This is a genomic window from Amycolatopsis sp. NPDC004772, assembly GCF_053601215.1.
The window spans coordinates 56,382-73,120 of the sequence record NZ_JBSGBK010000017.1 but is presented as its reverse complement, the minus strand read 5'-3'; the positions used below and the strand labels follow the sequence as shown (position 1 = coordinate 73,120).

Sequence of the window (16,739 nt, the reverse complement as noted above, 5' to 3'; positions counted from 1 at the left end):
GCAACACCGGTGATTTAGTAATACATTCCCACCATCATCCCCAGAATACGGAGGGAACCGATGGCTCTCGGCTTCCTGGACCGATCCCGGATCGTGGCACCGCCGAGCTGGACGCGCTGGCTGGTGCCGCCGGCGGCCCTGTCGGTACACCTGTCGATCGGGCAGGCCTACGCGTGGAGCGTCTTCAAGACCCCGCTCGAGAAGACGATGCACCTCAACGGCACGCAGAGCTCGCTGCCGTTCCAGCTCGGCATCGTCATGCTCGGCCTGTCCGCCGCGTTCGGCGGCACGCTCGTCGAAAAGAACGGCCCGCGCTGGGCGATGTTCGTGTCGATGTGCTGCTTCGCCAGCGGCTTCCTCATCTCCGCGCTCGGCGTGGCGACCGGGCAGTTCTGGCTGGTGGTCGCCGGCTACGGCGGGGTCGGCGGCATCGGGCTCGGCATCGGCTACATCTCGCCGGTGTCGACGCTGATCAAGTGGTTCCCGGACCGGCCGGGCATGGCCACCGGCATCGCGATCATGGGCTTCGGCGGCGGCGCGCTGATCGCCTCGCCGTGGTCGTCGTCGATGCTCGGCACCGCGCCGACCACGAGCACCATCGCGACGGCGTTCCTGGTCCACGGCGTCGTCTACGCGGTCTTCATGTCGATGGGCTGGCTGCTCGTGCGGGTGCCCGCCGACGACTGGAAGCCCGTGGGCTGGGAGCCGAAGACGGACCACGGCAAGGCGATGATCAGCACGGCGAACGTCTCGGCCGCCAACGCGATCAAGACGCCGCAGTTCTGGTGCCTCTGGGTCGTCCTGTGCTTCAACGTCACCGCGGGCATCGGGATCCTGGAGAAGGCGTCCCCGATGATCGTGGACTTCTTCAAGAACACCTCCACCCCGGTCGGCACGGCCGCGGCGGCCGGGTTCGTCGCACTGCTGTCGCTGTGCAACATGCTCGGCCGGTTCGTCTGGTCGTCCACTTCGGACCTGGTCGGGCGCAAGAACATCTACCGCACCTACCTCGGTGTCGGTGCGCTGCTGTACCTGGTGATCGCGCTGACGCAGAACTCGTCGAAGCTCGTGTTCATCCTGTGCGCGATGGTGATCCTGTCGTTCTACGGCGGCGGGTTCGCGACCGTCCCGGCGTACCTGAAGGACCTCTTCGGCACCTACCAGGTGGGCGCGATCCACGGCCGGCTGCTCACCGCGTGGTCGGTGGCGGGCGTGCTCGGCCCGCTGATCGTCAACCGCATCGCCGACGGCGAGAAGGCGGCGGGCAAGTCCGGCCCGGACCTCTACACGACGTCGTTCTACATCATGATCGGCCTGCTCGTGGTCGGCTTCGTGGCCAACGAGCTGGTCCGCCCGGTCAAGGAGAAGTTCCACGAGCCGGTCCCCGCGGCCGCGAGGAGTGAGGCGTGATGAGCGAACCGTCGGCGAACCCCAACCGGATGCCGTTGATCGTACTGGCCTGGGCGTGGGTGGTGATCCCCTTCGGCTACGGCGTCTACCAGCTGTTCCTGAAGCTGGTGCAGCTGTTCGGATGAGCAGGGGAGTTCTCGTCACCGGCGCGTCCCGCGGGATCGGGCGCGCGGTGGCCACGGCGTTCGCGGCGCGCGGTGACCGAGTGGCCGTCCACTATGGACACCGCGCCGCCGACGCCGAGGAGACGCTGGAAGCGCTCCCCGGCGAAGGGCACGTGCTGATCGGCGGTGACCTGGCCGATCCCGAGGCGGTCCGCAAGATTGCCGACGCGGCCGAAGCCGGGCTCGGCGGCGTCGACGTCCTGGTCAACAACGCCGCCGTCGCGACGTCGGCCGAGACCGCGCACCCGGTCGCCGGAGTGTCCTATGCGGACTGGCAGCGGATCTGGCGGCGCACCCTCGACGTCAACCTCGCCGGCGCCGCGAACCTCAGCTACTGCGTCGCCCGGCACCTCATCGGGCGCGGGGTGCCGGGCCGGATCGTCAACATCGGGTCACGCGGGGCGTTCAAGGGCGAACCCGACCACCCCGCGTACGGGGCGAGCAAGGCCGCGCTGCACGCGCTCGGCCAGTCGCTCGCCGTCTCCCTCGCGCCCCACGGCATCTCCGTGACGTCGGTGGCGCCCGGCTTCACCGCCACCGAGCGGGTCGCCGACCGGATCGACGACACGCTGCGCGCGCAGAGCCCGTTCGGGCGGGTCGGCACGCCCGAGGAGGTCGCCGCGGCCGTCGTCTACCTGGCCTCGGCCGAAGCGACCTGGGCGTCCGGGACGATCCTCGACCTCAACGGAGCCTCGCACCTGCGGATGTGACCTGGCTCTCACCCGTGCAGCGGTGTCGGGGGTGTGGGCGTCGAGGGGGCGTGCATGTACTGGGGAAGATCGCCGTCGCCGGGCTGGCCCTCGTCGTGTTCGGCGGCACGGCGTACGGCTATGTGAACCTCCGCGCCCTCGACCAGGTGTCGCGCGACAGCGTCATCGACGCGGACGGCGAGACGAAGCCGGGTGAGCAGCCCGCCGACGGCTCGCTCGACATCCTGCTGGTCGGCCGGGACTCCCGCAGCGACAACCAGGGCAATCCGCTGGCCCCGGAGGTGCTGCGCGAGCTGCGGGCCGGCGCCAACGGCGACGACCTCACCGACACCCTGATCGTGCTGCGGATCCCGAACGGCACGAAAGAGGTGAAAGCGTTCTCCATCCCGCGGGACAGCTACGTCTCGATGCCGGGCGGGAAAGGCAAGATCAACGCCGCGTTCGGGCGGGCCAAGGCCGCCGAAGCGGGGCGGCTGCGCAAGGCGGGGGAGACCGACAAGAAGAAGATCGACCAGGCCGCGCTCACCGCCGCCCGGCGGGCGACCCGCCAGGCGGTCGAAGGCCTCACCGGCGTGAAGATCGACCACTTCGCCGAGGTCAACCTGCTGAGCTTCTCCGAGATCAGCAAGGCCGTCGGCGGCGTCGACGTCTGCCTGAAGAAAGCCACCGCGGACAAGAACTCGGGCGCGGACTTCCCGGCCGGCCCGCAGCGCGTCGCGGGCGCGGACGCGCTCGCCTTCGTCCGGCAGCGCGACGGCCTCCCGGGCACCGACTTCGCCCGCGTCCGGCGCCAGCAGGTCTTCCTCGCCGGGCTGGCCCGGCAGGTGCTCTCGGCGGGCACGCTGGCCGATCCGGGCAAGCTGTCCGACCTGATCGAGGCCGTGAAGCGCTCGGTGGTGCTGGACGACTCGTGGAACCTGCTCGACTTCGTCGGGCAGATGCGCGGGGTCAGCGGCGGCGGGATCCAGTTCGCGACGATCCCGGTCGTCAACGTCGACTACCGCTACGACTCGGCCAACCCGCGGGCGACGGCGGTCCAGGTCGACCCGGCCGCGGTGAAGGCCTTCGCGGCGGGCCTGATCGGCAGCGCCGCGCCCACCGCCCCGGGGACGTCGGCGCCGGCCGCGGCGGTCACCGTCGACGTCTCCAACGCGAGCTCGAAGGAAGGCCTCGCGGCCCGCGTGGCGGGCGTCCTGCGCGAGAAGGGGTTCACGGCGAGCCCGGCGGGCAACGCCGCCTCCCGGCGGACGTCGCTGGTGCGGTTCGGTCCCGACCTGGCCGGGCGCGGCGCCGAGGTGGCGAAGGCGCTGGGCGGGCTGACGACGCAGCAGGCGGCGTCGGTGCCGGCCGGCCACATCGAGGTGGTGCTCGGGTCGGTCTACTCCGGTCCCGGCGCGGCCGCGGGCGGCGGCGCGCCCGGCGGTGCCTCGGACGAGCCGATCACGTCGAACGGCGTCGTCTGCGTGGATTGAGCCACCGGTGAATTGATCGACGGCGAAGTACCGTATTTTCCGTCGAATCCCTGAAATACGCGAGGAATTCCCGAGATCACGGTTCGACTGGACCACGGTGGACCAGCCGGGTCAGTGGTCTTGACGCTGCCGCCCTGGTGAGGCAGGGTGCGGTGACCGTCGGCGGACAGGACCTCGTGACGGCGGAAAGCTCACCCGATCGGTGGGTGATCTTGGAAAACCGATGTCAGGGAATACGGAAAGTCCGGAATTTATGCGCAGCAGCGTCGCCCGGGGCGGGTGGATCTTGCCCGTCCTCGCTTCAGCCGTTCTTTGTGCCGGGTGCCAGTCGGCGTCCGCTTCGGTGCACTACCCGGGCGCGATCGACGCCTGCCGGCTGCCCGGGCCGAACGCGGAGCAGCAGCTCGCGCCGGGAACCGTCGAGATCCCGGTCGACTCGGTGAAGGCCGCCGAGTCCAAGGTCATCCCCGACGACCACGCCAGCGAGGGCAACGAGGTCACCACCTGCCGCAAGCTGTACGCGCGCGACCTCGGCGGCGGCAAGCCGAACCTGCAGGACTACCGGGTGATCACGATCGCCGTCGTGCGGTTCACGCAGTCCGATGCGGACGAGGCCGCCGCCAAGGCCAGCCAGCTGATGACCGACGCGCTCGGCGACCACTCGGGCGTCCGGCTCGTCACCGGGGTCGGTGACGAGGCCGGCTTCTCCGAGCAGTGGGCCGCCGTGCGGACCGGGAACGTCGTGCTGGGCCTGGCCATCGCCGACGGCGGGACCGAGGCCGCGCTGATCCCGCCCGCGACGCTGGACAGCGTGCAGGCCGTGGCCACGGACATGACCGGCACCCTGCAGAAGGACTTCCAGGGCTGATCAGGGCCGGGGTTCGAGCCGCACCACGATCGCCTTCGACACCGGCGTGTTCGACTTGTCCGCCACCGAGTCCAGCGGCACCAGCGCGTTCGCCTCCGGGAAGTACGCCGCCGCGCAGCCGCGCGCGGTCGGGTACGCGACGACCCGGAACGCCGGCGCCCGGCGGTCACCGTCCCGCCACTCCGAGACCAGGTCGACCTCGGCGCCGTCGGCCAGGCCGAGCGCCGCGAGGTCGTCCGGGTTGACCAGCACCACGCGGCGGGCGTTCTCGATCCCGCGGTAGCGGTCCGAAAGCCCGTAGATGGTGGTGTTGTACTGGTCGTGGCTGCGCATGGTCTGCAGCAGCAGCCGGCCCTCGGGCGCCTGCGGGTACTCCAGCTCCGAGACGGTGAAGTTGCCCTTGCCGTTGGCGGTCCCGGTGAACTCGCGGGAGTCGCGCGGGGCGTGCGGCAGCACGAAGCCGTCCGGCTCGCGGACGCGGCGGTTGTAGTCCTGGCAGCCCGGCACCACCCGCGAGATCCGGTCGCGGATCAGGTCGTAGTCGGTCTCGAACGTCCGCCACGGCACCGCGTGCCCCGCGCCGAACAGCGTCTCGGCCAGCCGGCAGACGATGGCGACCTCCGACAGCAGGTGCTCGCTCGCCGGCTTGAGACGCCCGCGGGAGGTGTGCACTTGCGACATCGAGTCCTCGACCGTGACGAACTGCTCGCCGCTCGCCTGGACGTCCCGCTCGGTGCGGCCGAGCGTCGGCAGGATCAGCGCGGTACGGCCGTGGACGACGTGGGACCGGTTCAGCTTCGTCGAGACGTGCACGGTGAGCGCGCACGACCGCAGGGCCTTCTCGGTCAGTTCCGAGTCCGGCGTCGCGGAGGCGAAGTTGCCGCCGACGGCGAAGAACACCTTGCCGCGGCCGTCGCGCATCGCCCGGATCGCGTCGACGGTGTCGTAGCCGTGCTCGCGCGGGACCTCGATGCCGAACTCGCCGGCCAGGGCGTCCATGAAGGACTGCGGCATCTTCTCCCAGATGCCCATCGTCCGGTCGCCCTGGACGTTCGAGTGCCCGCGCACCGGGCACAGGCCGGCGCCGGGCTTGCCGATCATCCCGCGCATCAGGGCGAGGTTCGCGATCTCGGAGATCGTCGGCACCGCGTGCTTGTGCTGCGTCAGGCCCATCGCCCAGCAGTAGATGGTGCGCTCGGAGGAGGCGATCATCCGGGCGACGCGCTCGATCTGCGCGCGGGGGAGGCCGGTCGCGCGTTCGATCTCCGGCCAGTCGATCTCCCGCAGGTGCTTGGCGTAGTCGTCGAAGCCCTCGGTGACCCGGTCGACGAACTCGCGGTCGACGATCGCGCCGGGCGCCTCGGCGTCCCAGGCCAGCAGCAGGTGCCCGACGGCCTGGAACAGCGCGAGGTCGCCGCCGAGGCGGACCTGGGCGAACTCGTCGGCCAGCGGCGTGCCCTTGCCGACGACGCCGCGGACGTTCTGCGGGTTCTTGAACCGCATCAGCCCGGCCTCGGGCAGCGGGTTCACGGCGATGATCTTCGCGCCGTTGCCCTTGGCCTCCTCGAGCGCCGAGAGCATCCGCGGGTGGTTGGTGCCCGGGTTCTGCCCGACGACGACGATCAGGTCGGCCTTGTGGATGTCGGCCAGGCTCACCGAGCCCTTGCCGACGCCGGTGGTGGCCGACAGCGCCGCGCCCGAGGACTCGTGGCACATGTTGGAGCAGTCGGGGAGGTTGTTGGTGCCGAAGGAACGCACCAGCAGCTGGTAGAGGAACGCGGCCTCGTTGCTGGTGCGGCCGGAGGTGTAGAAAATCGCCTCGTTCGGGTCGGTCAGCGCCTTGAGCTCGCCCGCGACCAGCTCGAACGCGACGTCCCAGGAGATCGGCTCGTAGTGCGTTGCGCCGGCGCGCAGCACGAACGGCTCGGTGATCCGGCCCTGCTGGCCCAGCCAGTAGTCGGTCTTGGTCGCCAGCTCGCCGATCGGGTGCCGCGCGAAGAACTCGCGGTCCACCCGCCGTTTCGTGGCTTCCTCGGCGACGGCCTTGGCGCCGTTCTCGCAGAACTCGGCCAGCTTGCGCTTCTCGCCGTCGACCTCGCGCGGTTCCGGCCACGCGCAGCCCGGGCAGTCGAAACCTTCCCGCTGGTTCAGCAGCCGCAGCGCCTTGATCGTCCGGCCGGTGCCCATCTGCTCGACGCTGCGCGCGAGCGACACGGCGACACCGGGTATCCCGGCCGCCCAGCCCTTCGGCTTGCCCACCTCGAGGCGGGTTTCGTCCACGTCCTGCGCCGGCGCTTCACGGGTCATGCACCCATCGTGCGCCTCGATGATCGCGCGCGCTAACAGGGGTCAGCGTTCGGCTGCCCGCAGCCCGCGGTCGGCGACGGTGACCACCAGCAGCAGCGCGCTGATGACGACCAGCGCGACGGCCAGCCGGTGCAGGCCGGCCGAGTCCGCGTGCGGGCCATAGCAGAGCGCGATGAGCGTCGAGGCCACGATCGCGCCGAGGTACTGGGCCGTGCGGAACAACCCGCTCGCGGTGCCCATCTGCTCGGCGGGTGCCTCGCGGTAGAGCGTCGTCTGGTTCGCGACGCTGGTCAGGCCCTGGGCGAGGCCGAACAGCGCGGCCAGGGCGAGCAGCGCGCCGACCCAGGTGCCGTCGTGGACGAGCAGCAGCAGTGCCGAGCCGCCGGCCAGGGCCACCGCGACGGTGACCAGCCGCGCCTTGATGCCGGACGCGCGCCCGGAGAACGCCGCGGCGCAGACGGCGGTGCCCGACATCGGCAGCAGCATCAGCCCGGCGGCCTCCTCCGACAGCTGCCGGGCGGTCTCCAGCCACTGGACGTACCCGAACATGATCGCGTAGATGGCCATGAAGCTCAGCGCCTGCCGCAGGTACGTCCGCAGGATCGCGCTGTTGGCGGCGAGCATCCGCAGGTCGAGGAACGGCGTGTCGCGCCGGAGCTCGACCAGCGTGAAGGCGGTCCCGAAGGCGGCGACGACGGCGAGCAGCCAGACCTCGGCGCCCGGGTCCATCAGGAAGAACAGGAGGGCGAGCAGGGTCGCGGAGAACAGCGCGATGCCGAGCACGTCGATCCGGGTGGCCGTGCGCTCGCCGAGGTCGTCCTTCGGCACCCACACCCACGCCAGCACCAGCGACAACCCGGCCAGCGGGATGTTCACGGCGAAGATCGCCGGCCAGCCGAAGAGCCCGATCAGCACCCCGCCGAGCGTCGGGCCGATCACCATCACCGTCTGCGCGGACATCGACAGCACCGACAGCACCCGGGCGGGGACGCCCTGGCCGCTCGCTTCGGCGTGGTGGCGCAACACGGCCATCGCGGCCGGGAACCCGGCGCACGTGCCCAGGCCGAGGACCACGCGCACGCCGGTCAGCCAGCCGACGGAGATCGGCATCAGGCCCGCGATCCCGGCGACGATCACCAGGGTCGCGCCGCCGAGCAGGACGCGGCGGGCGCCGTGCTGGTCGACCAGCAGGCCGACCACCGGCTGCCCGACCGCGGTGGCCAGGTAGAGCGCGGAGATCAGCCAGGCGGTCTGGCCGGGGCCGGCGCCGAAGCTCTGGCCGATCGGCACGAGCGCGACGGCGATGAGCGTGGAGTTGATCGGGTTGAGCACCGCGCCGGCCACCAGCGGGGTGACCAGGCGGGCGCCGAACTTGGCGGGGGCGGTGACGGTGCTCGTGAGGAACTCCTTCAGTGTTCGGCGACGCGCTGCAACAGCGGCAGGGCGCGCGTGATGACGTCGAGCTCGGCGGGGGACAGTTCGTCCAGCAGGGCCTGGGCCAGCCACTCGTCGCGGTGCTGCTGGATGCCGCGCACGGTGTCGCGCCCGGCGTCGGACAGGCCGATCACCACCCGCCGCCGGTCGCCCGGATCGGGTGCGCGGGTGAGGTAGCCGAGCTCGTCGAGGACGCCGAGGGTGGCGGCCATCGACTGCTGCCGCACGTGCTCGGCGGCGGCGAGCTCGCCCTGCGTGGCCGGACCCTCGCGGAGGAGCCGGTGGAGCACCGCGGACTGCGACGGGGTCAGGACCCCGGCGTTGTCGACGTGGCGGAGCCGCCGGTGCAGCTGCCCGACGACCCCGCGGATCCAGCCCGCGCTCTCGGCGACGTGCGGAGGTACTTCGCCCATGTACACAGTTTAACTGTGCAGTCCGGACTGTGCATCTCGGCTCGGTTCAGCCGGGGCAGCCGTCGATGGTCGGGACCGGGTACTTCGGGTCGTAGTAGCCGGGCGCGTCCTGGTGGCCGGACGCGGGAACGGGCGACCGCGGGTTCGCGTAGCCGGGCGCCAGGTAGCCCTCCTCGGCGGCGGCGCAGCCCACCGACGAGTACGCGATGGAGGCGCTGTCGAGCCATAGCCCCCGACTGCTCTTCTCGAACGACGAACCGCTCCGGACGACGTACGTCTCGTCACGGCGTTCGAACGTGACGATCTCGGCGGGGCTCCTGAGCTCCTTGGGGTGGGCGTGGTCGAAGGCGTAGGCGATCGTGTACTTCGCCTCGACGACCAGCTCACCGGGCTTGGCGCCGGCGCGCGCGGCGAGCGTGCCGAAGGTGCGGGGGCCCGCGTCGAGCAGGTGGTACCCGTCGGCGATCTCGGTGAGGTACGCCGCGAAGCCGCCCTTGTCCTTGTCCGGCTTCTTGGCCAGTTCCGGGAGGATCTGGTCCCGGTCGTCCGGGGCGAACAAGGCCGCGTACGCCTTGCCGTCGTGCTTGGTCAGGACCGCCGGGTCGAGGTGCGCGGCGGTGATGACCCCCTTGACCTGCCCGTAGGCCGCGGTGACCGCGTCGGCCTTGAAGGCGTCGACGGCGGCCGCGGCGGGGGACGTGATGCCGTCCACACCCTTGGGCCAGACGTCGGCGGGGGTGTGCGCGTACGGCCGGGCCAGGTCGACCGGGGCGACGTCCGGCACCGACGTCGGGTCCGGCGGTCCGGCCTCGTGGGCGGGCCGGCGGCCGATCAGCACGATGGCCGTGGTGGTCACGGCGAGGACGAGCAGGAAGACGGCGAAGACCCACCAGCGGCGGCGTGGGCCGCGCGAGGCGCGTTTCTGCTGCTTGCGGAACTGCTTGCGGTCTTTCTTCGCGCCCAGCCACGCGTCGGTCTGCGCGTGCTTGCGCCAGTCCGGGTCCATCAGATCCGGGTGCGATTCGAGCAGGTTGTCCTCGCCCACGTGCGTCCCCCCAAGGCCGACGTCTGATCATCGACGCCGGGGGACGGGTGTTACCCGAAATACGCGAATTCGTTGACGCCGACGCCCTGCAGCTGGTGCACGATGATCGCCGCGGCGACCAGCCCGACCACGATGAGCAGGGCGAGCACGCCCGGCCAGCGGCTCTGCCCCGGCTGCTGGTACCCGCCCGCCCGGCGCTCGCGCTTGCGGCGCTTCTTGAGGTCCTTCTTCGCGCCCAGCCAGGCGTCCCGGGCGGCGTACTTCTGCCAGTCCGGGTTCATCAGGTCCGGGTGCGTCTCGAGGCGCCGGTCGTCCGGATCCTGCGGCTGCTGAGGCTCTGCCATCCCGAGTGCCTTCCCCCTGGGTGACCCGCCGTGACGGGTTCGTAGACTTGTCCATTGTGACCGAGAACGCTCCGCAGCAGACCACCGACCTTCCGGGTGCCTGGGACCCGGCCGCCGAGGAAGCACCGATGTACGACCGCTGGGTAGCGGCCGGGTACTTCACGGCCGACGCCTCGTCGGGGAAGCCGCCGTTCTCGATCGTACTGCCGCCGCCGAACGTAACCGGTTCGCTGCACATGGGCCACGCCCTCAACCACACGTTGATGGACGCGATGAGCCGCCGCCGCCGGATGCAGGGCTACGAGGTGCTGTGGCTGCCGGGCATGGACCACGCCGGCATCGCGACGCAGAACGTCGTCGAGCGCCAGCTGGCCGGCGAGGGCCTCTCCCGCCACGACCTGGGCCGCGAGAGGTTCGTCGAGCGCGTCTGGGAGTGGAAGGCCGAGTACGGCGGCAAGATCCTCGGCCAGATGAAGCGCCTCGGCGACGGCGTCGACTGGTCGCGCGAGCGCTTCACCATGGACGAGAACCTGTCGAAGGCCGTCCAGACGGTGTTCAAGAACTTCTTCGACGAGGGCCTGATCTACCGGGCCGAGCGGATCATCAACTGGTGCCCGCGCTGCCAGACGGCGCTGTCGGACATCGAGGTCGACCACAACGACGACGACGGCGAACTCGTGTCGATCCGCTACGGCGACGGCGACAACGCGATCGTGGTCGCGACCACCCGCGCGGAGACGATGCTGGGCGACACCGCGGTCGCCGTCCACCCGGACGACGAGCGGTACGCGCACCTGGTGGGCACCGAGGTCGAGCTGCCGCTGACCGGCCGCCGCATCCCGATCGTGGCCGACAAGCACGTCGACCCGGAGTTCGGCACGGGTGCGGTGAAGGTCACCCCGGCGCACGACCCGAACGACTTCGAGATCGGCCGCCGGCACGACCTGCCGATGCTGACGATCATGAACGAGCGCGCGGAGATCACCGCGCCCGGGCCGTTCGAGGGCCTCGACCGCTTCGAGGCGCGCCCGGCGGTCGTCGCCGCGCTGCGGGAGGCCGGCCGGATCGTCGCGGAGAAGCGGCCGTACGTGCACGCGGTCGGGCACTGCTCGCGGTGCGACACGGTGGTCGAGCCGCGGCTGTCGCTGCAGTGGTGGGTCAAGGTCGAGGAGCTGGCCAAGCTGGCGGGCGACGCGGTCCGCGACGGCCGCACCAAGATCCACCCGCCGGAGCTGGGCAAGCGCTACTTCGACTGGGTCGACAACATGCACGACTGGACGATTTCGCGCCAGCTGTGGTGGGGCCACCGCATCCCGGTGTACTACGGGCCGGACGGCGAGGTCGTGTGCGTGGGCCCGGACGAGCAGCCGCCGACCGGGGAGGGCTGGACGCAGGACCCGGACGTGCTCGACACGTGGTTCTCGTCGGGCCTGTGGCCGATGTCGACGCTGGGCTGGCCGTCTTCTTCGGAAGACCTGGCCAAGTTCTACCCGACGAGCGTGCTGTCGACGGGCTACGACATCCTGTTCTTCTGGGTGGTCCGGATGATGATGTTCGGCGTGCACCAGATGCAGGGTGCGCAGCCGTTCGACCACGTGTACCTGCACGGCCTGATCCGCGACGCGCAGGGCAAGAAGATGTCGAAGTCGCGCGGGAACGTGATCGACCCCCTGGAGTGGATGGACGCGTACGGCGCGGACGCCACCAGGTTCACCCTGGCCCGCGGCGCGAACCCGGGCGCGGACATGGCCCTGGCCGACGAGTGGGCGGCGGGCTCCCGCAACTTCTGCACGAAGCTGTGGAACGCGACGAAGTTCGCGATGATGAACGGCGCTTCGGTCGCTTCGCCGTTGCCTGCCGCCGCCGACCTGACGGAGGCGGACCGCTGGATCCTGGGCCGCCTGGCCGCGCTGGTGTCCGAAGTGGACGGCCTGTTCGAGGACTTCCAGTTCGCCAAGGTGGCGGGTGCGCTCTACCAGTTCACCTGGAACGAGCTGTGCGACTGGTACCTGGAGCTGGCGAAGGTCCAGCTGTACCAAGGAGACTCCGCCCGCGTTTCCGCAACCCGCGCTGTGCTCGGGCATGTGCTGGACACGGTGCTCAGGTTGCTGCACCCGTTCATCCCGTTCATCACGGAGAAGCTTTGGACGGCGCTGACCGGCGGAGAGTCGCTGGTCGTTGCTCCGTGGCCGTCCGCTTCGTCGGGTTACGCCGACGCGGTGGCCGACGCGCGGATCGCGGACGTCCAGAAGCTGGTGACGGAGATCCGCCGCTTCCGGGCGGACCAGGGCCTGAAGCCGGGCCAGAAGGTGGCGGCCCGCTTGGCGGGTTACGAGGGCGGCCACGAACCGGCGATCCGTTCGCTGGTCCGCCTGACCGAGCCGTCTCCCGAGTTCGCGGCGAGCGCCTCCCTGGAGGTGGCCCTGGCGGCCGGCGTGGTGACGGTGGAGCTGGACCTGTCGGGAACGGTCGACGTGGCAGCCGAGCGCAAGCGTCTCCAGAAGGACCTCGCGGCGGCGGAGAAAGAGCTGTCGCAGACGGAGGCGAAGCTGGGTAACGAGGCGTTCATCGCCAAGGCCCCGGAGCAGGTGGTGGCCAAGATCAAGACCCGCAAGGAGACGGCGGCGGCGGACATCGACCGCATTACGGCCCGGTTGGCGGCTCTTCCGGCTTCCTGAGGTTGTGCACAGAGCCCGGCGCTCCTTCGCGGATTGCCGGGCTTTGTCGTGCCCCGGAGTGGGAAGCTGACCGGAATTGGTTCCTGGGGACTCCGAGCTGCGCGAGAAGCAGTATCGGTGCCCGATCCCCGGCTGCAGGCAGAAGTCCGGCTCGTTCAGCCGGCCTGATTGCCCCGATCACGGTGTGCCGATGGAGCCGGTCAAAGGGCGGTAGGCGCGCAGTCAGCCCGAGGTTGACGAAGATCAGCGTGCAGTACATGTCCAGCGGGGTGCGGAACTGGTCGTGGTGGAGCCTGAGCCGAGCTGAATCGCATCGCCGCGGTGGCTTGCTTGATCCTCGACAGCTTGCCGACCGCTTCGGGCGGAAGGAGGCTCAGCTGGTCGAGCACCTTGCCGATGAACTGGGACAACCCCTCGGGCGGCTTCCGCTCCCTCTCGGCGGGCTTGCTGCCCGGCTCGGCGTCGGCCACCAGAACATGATGGCCCATCGGCGACCCCGAGTCCGCGCAACGCGCCGCAACGACTGCTCAGCCGGCTTCGGTCGCCCGTGCGGCTTCGATCAGCGCCACCACCTCAGGCGTCACCCGCCGCTCCGACGGCGTCGCCAGGTACGTCGGCATCCGCGGGACCGGGTCCCGAAGCGGCCGGAACACCACGCCCGGCACCGGCAGCAGATTCGCGTGTGCCCGGTAGAAGACCGTCCAGTGTGGACGCCCGAACCCCAGCGTCCCCAACGTGTCCTGCGCCGTCGTGAAGTCCGGCCCCGGCAACGGCTCGAACCCCGCCTCCCGGCAACACGAAACGATCAGGTCGTACAACGGCTGATTCCGCGAAGGCGGGCTCAACCGCACAGGAAGTGAAGCCAATGACGCAAACGAAACGACCGGCGAAGAAGCCAGCGGGTGCGAGACCGGCAGGGCCACCAGCACCTCGTCCATCCACAAAGGAGTGAAGTCCAGTCCCGAAGAAGGCCAGGAACCCCGCACGATGGTCGCATCCAGCGACCCGTCCCGAACGCGCTCCAACCGCTGAAGGGTCGGCGCGTGCACCAGTTCCAGCGAAGCCGACGGAGCGAGCCGCGCGAAAGCGCCCAGCAGGCCGTCCAGCCGGTCGCCCAAACCCTCGCTCGTGCCGAGCCGCAACAGCCGGATGTCCCGGAACGACGCGACCGCGTCCTCCGCTCGGAGAGCCGCCGCCAGCACCGCCCGCGCCTCCGGCAAGAACCGCTGTCCCGCCTCCGTGAGCACCACCGAACGCGTCGTCCGCGCCAGCAACGACACGCCCAGCGCTCGCTCCAGCCGCCGGATCTGCTGGCTCACCGCCGGCTGGACGATGTGCAGGCGCTCCGCCGCGCGGCCGAAGTGCAGCTCCTCCGCCACCGTCACGAAGTACCTCAGCTGCCGCAGCTCCACCGGGACCCCATTCATCAGCCTTCGTGATGAGTGTACGAGCGACTTGGCCATCGAACCGCCCGCGTCCGCGGGGCAGGCTCGGCGCATGCCCGAACTGGAAGTCAACGGAACCCGCCTCCACTACGAAGACGCCGGCGCCGGCCCCGCGCTGCTGCTCCTGCACGGCTGGGGCACCAGCGGCCGCGTCTGGTCCTCGTGCCTGCCCGATCTCGTGCGCGATCACCGCGTCATCACGCTCGACTGGCGCGGGTGCGGCCGCTCGGACCACCCCACGGACGGCAACACCATCGCCGGGATCGTCGCCGACCTCGCCCGGCTTATCCAGACGCTGAAGATCAAGCCCACCGTCGTCGGGTCGAGCATCGGCGGCGTCTTCGCCACCGAGCTGGCGCTCGCCCGGCCGGACCTCGTCGAGCACGTCGTCGCCGTCGACAGTCCCGGGTACTGGCCGAGCACCGGCATGCTCGACCAGGTCCGCGACCTGCGCATACAGCTCGTCGACGACCGGGCCGGCACCCTCGAAGGCTGGGTGCCGGGCTGGTTCGCCCCCGGTGCCGCGCGCGGGCTCGTCGACTGGACCGTCCGCCAGCTGCTCGACTCCGGCCCCTACATCGACGAACTCTTCACCGAGTGCACCACCTACGACCCGCGGCCGCGGCTGAAGGACCTGAAGACTCCGATCACCTACCTGCACGGCGAGCTCGACGCGCAGATCCCGCTCGAAGTGCCGCGCAGCTGCGCCGCGGAGACGCCCGGCGCCCGCGTGCACGTGCTCGCCGGCTGCGGGCACGTGCCGCACCAGGAAAACCCGCGCGCGTTCACCGCCGCCCTCCGAGAGATCGCCTGAACGATGCCGAAAGTGACCCTCGGAGACGCCGTCGTCCACTACGACCGGACCGGCGACGGCCCCGCTCTGCTCCTGCTGCACGGCACCGCCGCGTCCCGCGAACAATGGGGACCGCTGACCGGGCGAGCCGACGGCTTCACCGTCCTCGCGCCCGACTTCCCCGGCTCCGGCCTGACCACCGACGGCGGTGGCCCGATCACCGTCGAAGCCCTCGCCGCCCAGGCCGCCGCCGTCCTGGACGACGCCGGCTTCGAAACCGCCCACGTCGTCGGGCACTCGCTCGGCGCGGTCGTGGCCGCGCACCTGGCCGGCACCCGCCCGGACCGCGTCCGGACCGCCGTCCTGCACGCCGCCTGGCCCGCCACCGACGTCCGGCAGGACGCCGAGTTCCGCTATTGGCTGGACCTGCTCGGCACCGGGACCTTCGCCCAGATGCTCCCGCTGATGGCCTTCGGGCCGCGCTACTGGGAACAGGCCACCGCGGAGAGCAACGAACAGCTCGTCAAGACCCTGGAAACGGTGATCCAGCCGGGCGCGGACCGCCAGATCGAGGCCGACCGCGCCGTCGACCTGCGGGCGGTGCTCCCCGGCATCACCGCGCCGGTGCTGGTGCTGGGCAGCGCGCACGACCGGATCGTCCCGGCGGACCAGCAGCGCGAGCTGGTCGCCGCGATCCCGGACGCGCGCGCCGCCGAGATCGACGCGGGGCACGGTGCCCCGGCCGAGCTGCCGGACGAGTTCGCCCGGCTCGTGCTGGACTTCGTCAGGTCAGTGCCTTGAGCACCACCGCGGCCACGCCGGCCATCCCGGCCTTGACCGGGTGGTAGGCCGCCGCCTCGAGGACGTTCTGGTGCTGGCCGTTGATCCACGCCGCGCCGCCGCGGGCACAGGCGTCGTGGCCGCGTGACGGGCCGAACGTGTCGACGAACTCCGCCTTGCCGTCGGCGTCCACGGCGTCGGAGAGCGTCAGGTTCAGGTTCTCCTCGACACCGTTCAGCCACGCGTAGTCGCCGTCGGCGAAGGGCAGCACGTCCGGGCAGTAGCCCTGCTCGGGCAGGATCCGCGGGTAGCCGATCACCAGCACCCGGGCGCGGGGCGCGCGTTCGTGGATCGCCGCGAGCGCCGCCTCGACCCGCGGCCCGATGTTGTCGATCGTCGTCGGCACCGAGCCGCCGAAACGCTCTTCGCAGGGGTTGCCCGTCGGGTTGCCGGCCCGCAGGCCCGGGCACGTCGAAGTCAGGGTGCCGAACACGGCGTAGTCGTTGCCGCCGATGCCGAGGGTGACGAGGTCGGTGTCGAACCGGAGGGCGTCCAGCTGCGGGGCGTTGGTGCCGCCGGCGGGCACGCTCTGCGGCCGCGTCAGGTTCGTGGTGTCCGCGCCGGCGCAGCTGACGTCGGTGAACCGGCCGGGGTGCAGCGCCGCGGCCACCACCGACGGGTAGTTCGCCGTCGACCGCGCGCAGCCGATCGGGTCGAGCCGCTGGACCGGGATGTACGGCCCGGAGGTGAAGGAGTCGCCGAGGGCGACGTAGCTGCCGATGGGCGCCGCGGCGGCGGTGCCGGCCGACGCCGGCAGCAGGACGGCTGCCGAGACGACCGCGGTGAGCAGCCGGGTGATGCGCATGAAGACCCCGT

General features: G+C 71.0%; 16 protein-coding genes. 8 read left to right on the top strand and 8 right to left on the bottom strand.

Annotation, left to right across the window (positions count from 1 at the left end; all coding sequences use genetic code 11):
- Nucleotides 1-60 precede the first annotated feature (60 nt).
- From ACWEF6_RS13895 to ACWEF6_RS13875, 5 genes are all read left to right on the top strand, one after another.
- On the top strand, nt 61-1,410 hold the full coding sequence (locus tag ACWEF6_RS13895) for an L-lactate MFS transporter (RefSeq protein WP_449683245.1): 1,350 nt from the start codon (nt 61-63) through the stop codon (nt 1,408-1,410).
- A complete protein-coding gene (locus tag ACWEF6_RS13890; protein WP_279629564.1) occupies nt 1,410-1,535 on the top strand; it encodes an MFS transporter small subunit in 126 nt (41 codons plus the stop codon). Before ACWEF6_RS13895 ends, ACWEF6_RS13890 begins: the two co-directional genes overlap by 1 nt.
- A complete protein-coding gene (locus ACWEF6_RS13885) occupies nt 1,532-2,284 on the top strand; it encodes an SDR family NAD(P)-dependent oxidoreductase (protein ID WP_449683244.1) in 753 nt (250 codons plus the stop codon). Before ACWEF6_RS13890 ends, ACWEF6_RS13885 begins: the two co-directional genes overlap by 4 nt.
- A 50-nt stretch (nt 2,285-2,334) precedes the next feature.
- On the top strand, nt 2,335-3,756 hold the full coding sequence (locus ACWEF6_RS13880) for an LCP family protein (protein ID WP_449683243.1): 1,422 nt from the start codon (nt 2,335-2,337) through the stop codon (nt 3,754-3,756).
- A 343-nt stretch (nt 3,757-4,099) separates the two neighbouring features.
- Entirely contained in the window at nt 4,100-4,624 is a 525-nt protein-coding gene (locus ACWEF6_RS13875; RefSeq protein WP_449683242.1) for a hypothetical protein, read from the top strand.
- Here the strand turns inward: ACWEF6_RS13875 and ACWEF6_RS13870 are convergent, their stop codons facing one another.
- The 5 genes from ACWEF6_RS13870 to ACWEF6_RS13850 form a co-directional block, all read right to left on the bottom strand.
- Complete coding sequence (locus ACWEF6_RS13870) at nt 4,625-6,931, bottom strand: FdhF/YdeP family oxidoreductase (RefSeq protein ID WP_449683241.1); 2,307 nt, start codon at nt 6,929-6,931, stop codon at nt 4,625-4,627. It lies immediately after the preceding gene.
- Between the two features lie 42 nt (nt 6,932-6,973).
- On the bottom strand, nt 6,974-8,275 hold the full coding sequence (locus ACWEF6_RS13865; protein ID WP_449683240.1) for an MFS transporter: 1,302 nt from the start codon (nt 8,273-8,275) through the stop codon (nt 6,974-6,976).
- 65 nt (nt 8,276-8,340) lie between these two features.
- On the bottom strand, nt 8,341-8,778 hold the full coding sequence (locus ACWEF6_RS13860) for a MarR family winged helix-turn-helix transcriptional regulator (protein WP_449683239.1): 438 nt from the start codon (nt 8,776-8,778) through the stop codon (nt 8,341-8,343).
- A gap of 46 nt (nt 8,779-8,824) precedes the next feature.
- On the bottom strand, nt 8,825-9,823 hold the full coding sequence (locus tag ACWEF6_RS13855; RefSeq protein WP_449683238.1) for a hypothetical protein: 999 nt from the start codon (nt 9,821-9,823) through the stop codon (nt 8,825-8,827).
- Between the two features lie 50 nt (nt 9,824-9,873).
- Nucleotides 9,874-10,167 (bottom strand): hypothetical protein, encoded by a 294-nt coding sequence (locus ACWEF6_RS13850; protein WP_310972297.1) that lies wholly within the window; start codon nt 10,165-10,167, stop codon nt 9,874-9,876.
- 56 nt (nt 10,168-10,223) lie between these two features.
- Between ACWEF6_RS13850 and ACWEF6_RS13845 the strand changes: the two genes are divergently transcribed.
- Nucleotides 10,224-12,845 carry a valine--tRNA ligase gene (locus ACWEF6_RS13845; RefSeq protein WP_449683237.1) on the top strand — a complete coding sequence of 874 codons (2,622 nt, stop codon included), beginning with the start codon at nt 10,224-10,226 and terminating at the stop codon, nt 12,843-12,845.
- Between the two features lie 200 nt (nt 12,846-13,045).
- Here ACWEF6_RS13845 and ACWEF6_RS13840 read toward each other — a convergent pair whose 3' ends face one another.
- Complete coding sequence (locus ACWEF6_RS13840; protein WP_449683236.1) at nt 13,046-13,315, bottom strand: hypothetical protein; 270 nt, start codon at nt 13,313-13,315, stop codon at nt 13,046-13,048.
- Nucleotides 13,316-13,372: 57 nt separating this feature from the next.
- Nucleotides 13,373-14,272 (bottom strand): LysR family transcriptional regulator, encoded by a 900-nt coding sequence (locus tag ACWEF6_RS13835; protein ID WP_449683235.1) that lies wholly within the window; start codon nt 14,270-14,272, stop codon nt 13,373-13,375.
- 70 nt (nt 14,273-14,342) lie between these two features.
- On the opposite strand from ACWEF6_RS13835, the gene ACWEF6_RS13830 reads away from it, so the two are divergent.
- Together ACWEF6_RS13830 and ACWEF6_RS13825 are read left to right on the top strand one after the other, a co-directional pair.
- Nucleotides 14,343-15,104, top strand: a complete 762-nt coding sequence (locus tag ACWEF6_RS13830) for an alpha/beta fold hydrolase (protein ID WP_449683234.1) — start codon at nt 14,343-14,345, stop codon at nt 15,102-15,104.
- 3 nt (nt 15,105-15,107) lie between these two features.
- Nucleotides 15,108-15,884, top strand: a complete 777-nt coding sequence (locus ACWEF6_RS13825) for an alpha/beta fold hydrolase (RefSeq protein ID WP_449683232.1) — start codon at nt 15,108-15,110, stop codon at nt 15,882-15,884.
- Here ACWEF6_RS13825 and ACWEF6_RS13820 read toward each other — a convergent pair.
- Entirely contained in the window at nt 15,868-16,728 is an 861-nt protein-coding gene (locus ACWEF6_RS13820) for an SGNH/GDSL hydrolase family protein (protein WP_449683231.1), read from the bottom strand. The two genes, ACWEF6_RS13825 and ACWEF6_RS13820, sit on opposite strands and share 17 nt — an antisense overlap.
- Between the last annotated feature and the right edge of the window lie 11 nt (nt 16,729-16,739).

What these genes read in the sequence shown, in the direction of transcription:
- ACWEF6_RS13895 (WP_449683245.1), top strand. Translation starts at nt 61, where the DNA reads ATGGCTCTCGGCTTCCTGGACCGATCCCGGATCGTGGCACCGCCGAGC.
- ACWEF6_RS13890 (WP_279629564.1), top strand. Translation starts at nt 1,410, where the DNA reads ATGAGCGAACCGTCGGCGAACCCCAACCGGATGCCGTTGATCGTACTG.
- ACWEF6_RS13885 (WP_449683244.1), top strand. Translation starts at nt 1,532, where the DNA reads ATGAGCAGGGGAGTTCTCGTCACCGGCGCGTCCCGCGGGATCGGGCGC.
- ACWEF6_RS13870 (WP_449683241.1), bottom strand. Translation starts at nt 6,931, where the DNA reads ATGACCCGTGAAGCGCCGGCGCAGGACGTGGACGAAACCCGCCTCGAG.
- ACWEF6_RS13860 (WP_449683239.1), bottom strand. Translation starts at nt 8,778, where the DNA reads ATGGGCGAAGTACCTCCGCACGTCGCCGAGAGCGCGGGCTGGATCCGC.
- ACWEF6_RS13850 (WP_310972297.1), bottom strand. Translation starts at nt 10,167, where the DNA reads ATGGCAGAGCCTCAGCAGCCGCAGGATCCGGACGACCGGCGCCTCGAG.
- ACWEF6_RS13835 (WP_449683235.1), bottom strand. Translation starts at nt 14,272, where the DNA reads ATGAATGGGGTCCCGGTGGAGCTGCGGCAGCTGAGGTACTTCGTGACG.
- ACWEF6_RS13830 (WP_449683234.1), top strand. Translation starts at nt 14,343, where the DNA reads ATGCCCGAACTGGAAGTCAACGGAACCCGCCTCCACTACGAAGACGCC.
- ACWEF6_RS13825 (WP_449683232.1), top strand. Translation starts at nt 15,108, where the DNA reads ATGCCGAAAGTGACCCTCGGAGACGCCGTCGTCCACTACGACCGGACC.
- ACWEF6_RS13820 (WP_449683231.1), bottom strand. Translation starts at nt 16,728, where the DNA reads ATGCGCATCACCCGGCTGCTCACCGCGGTCGTCTCGGCAGCCGTCCTG.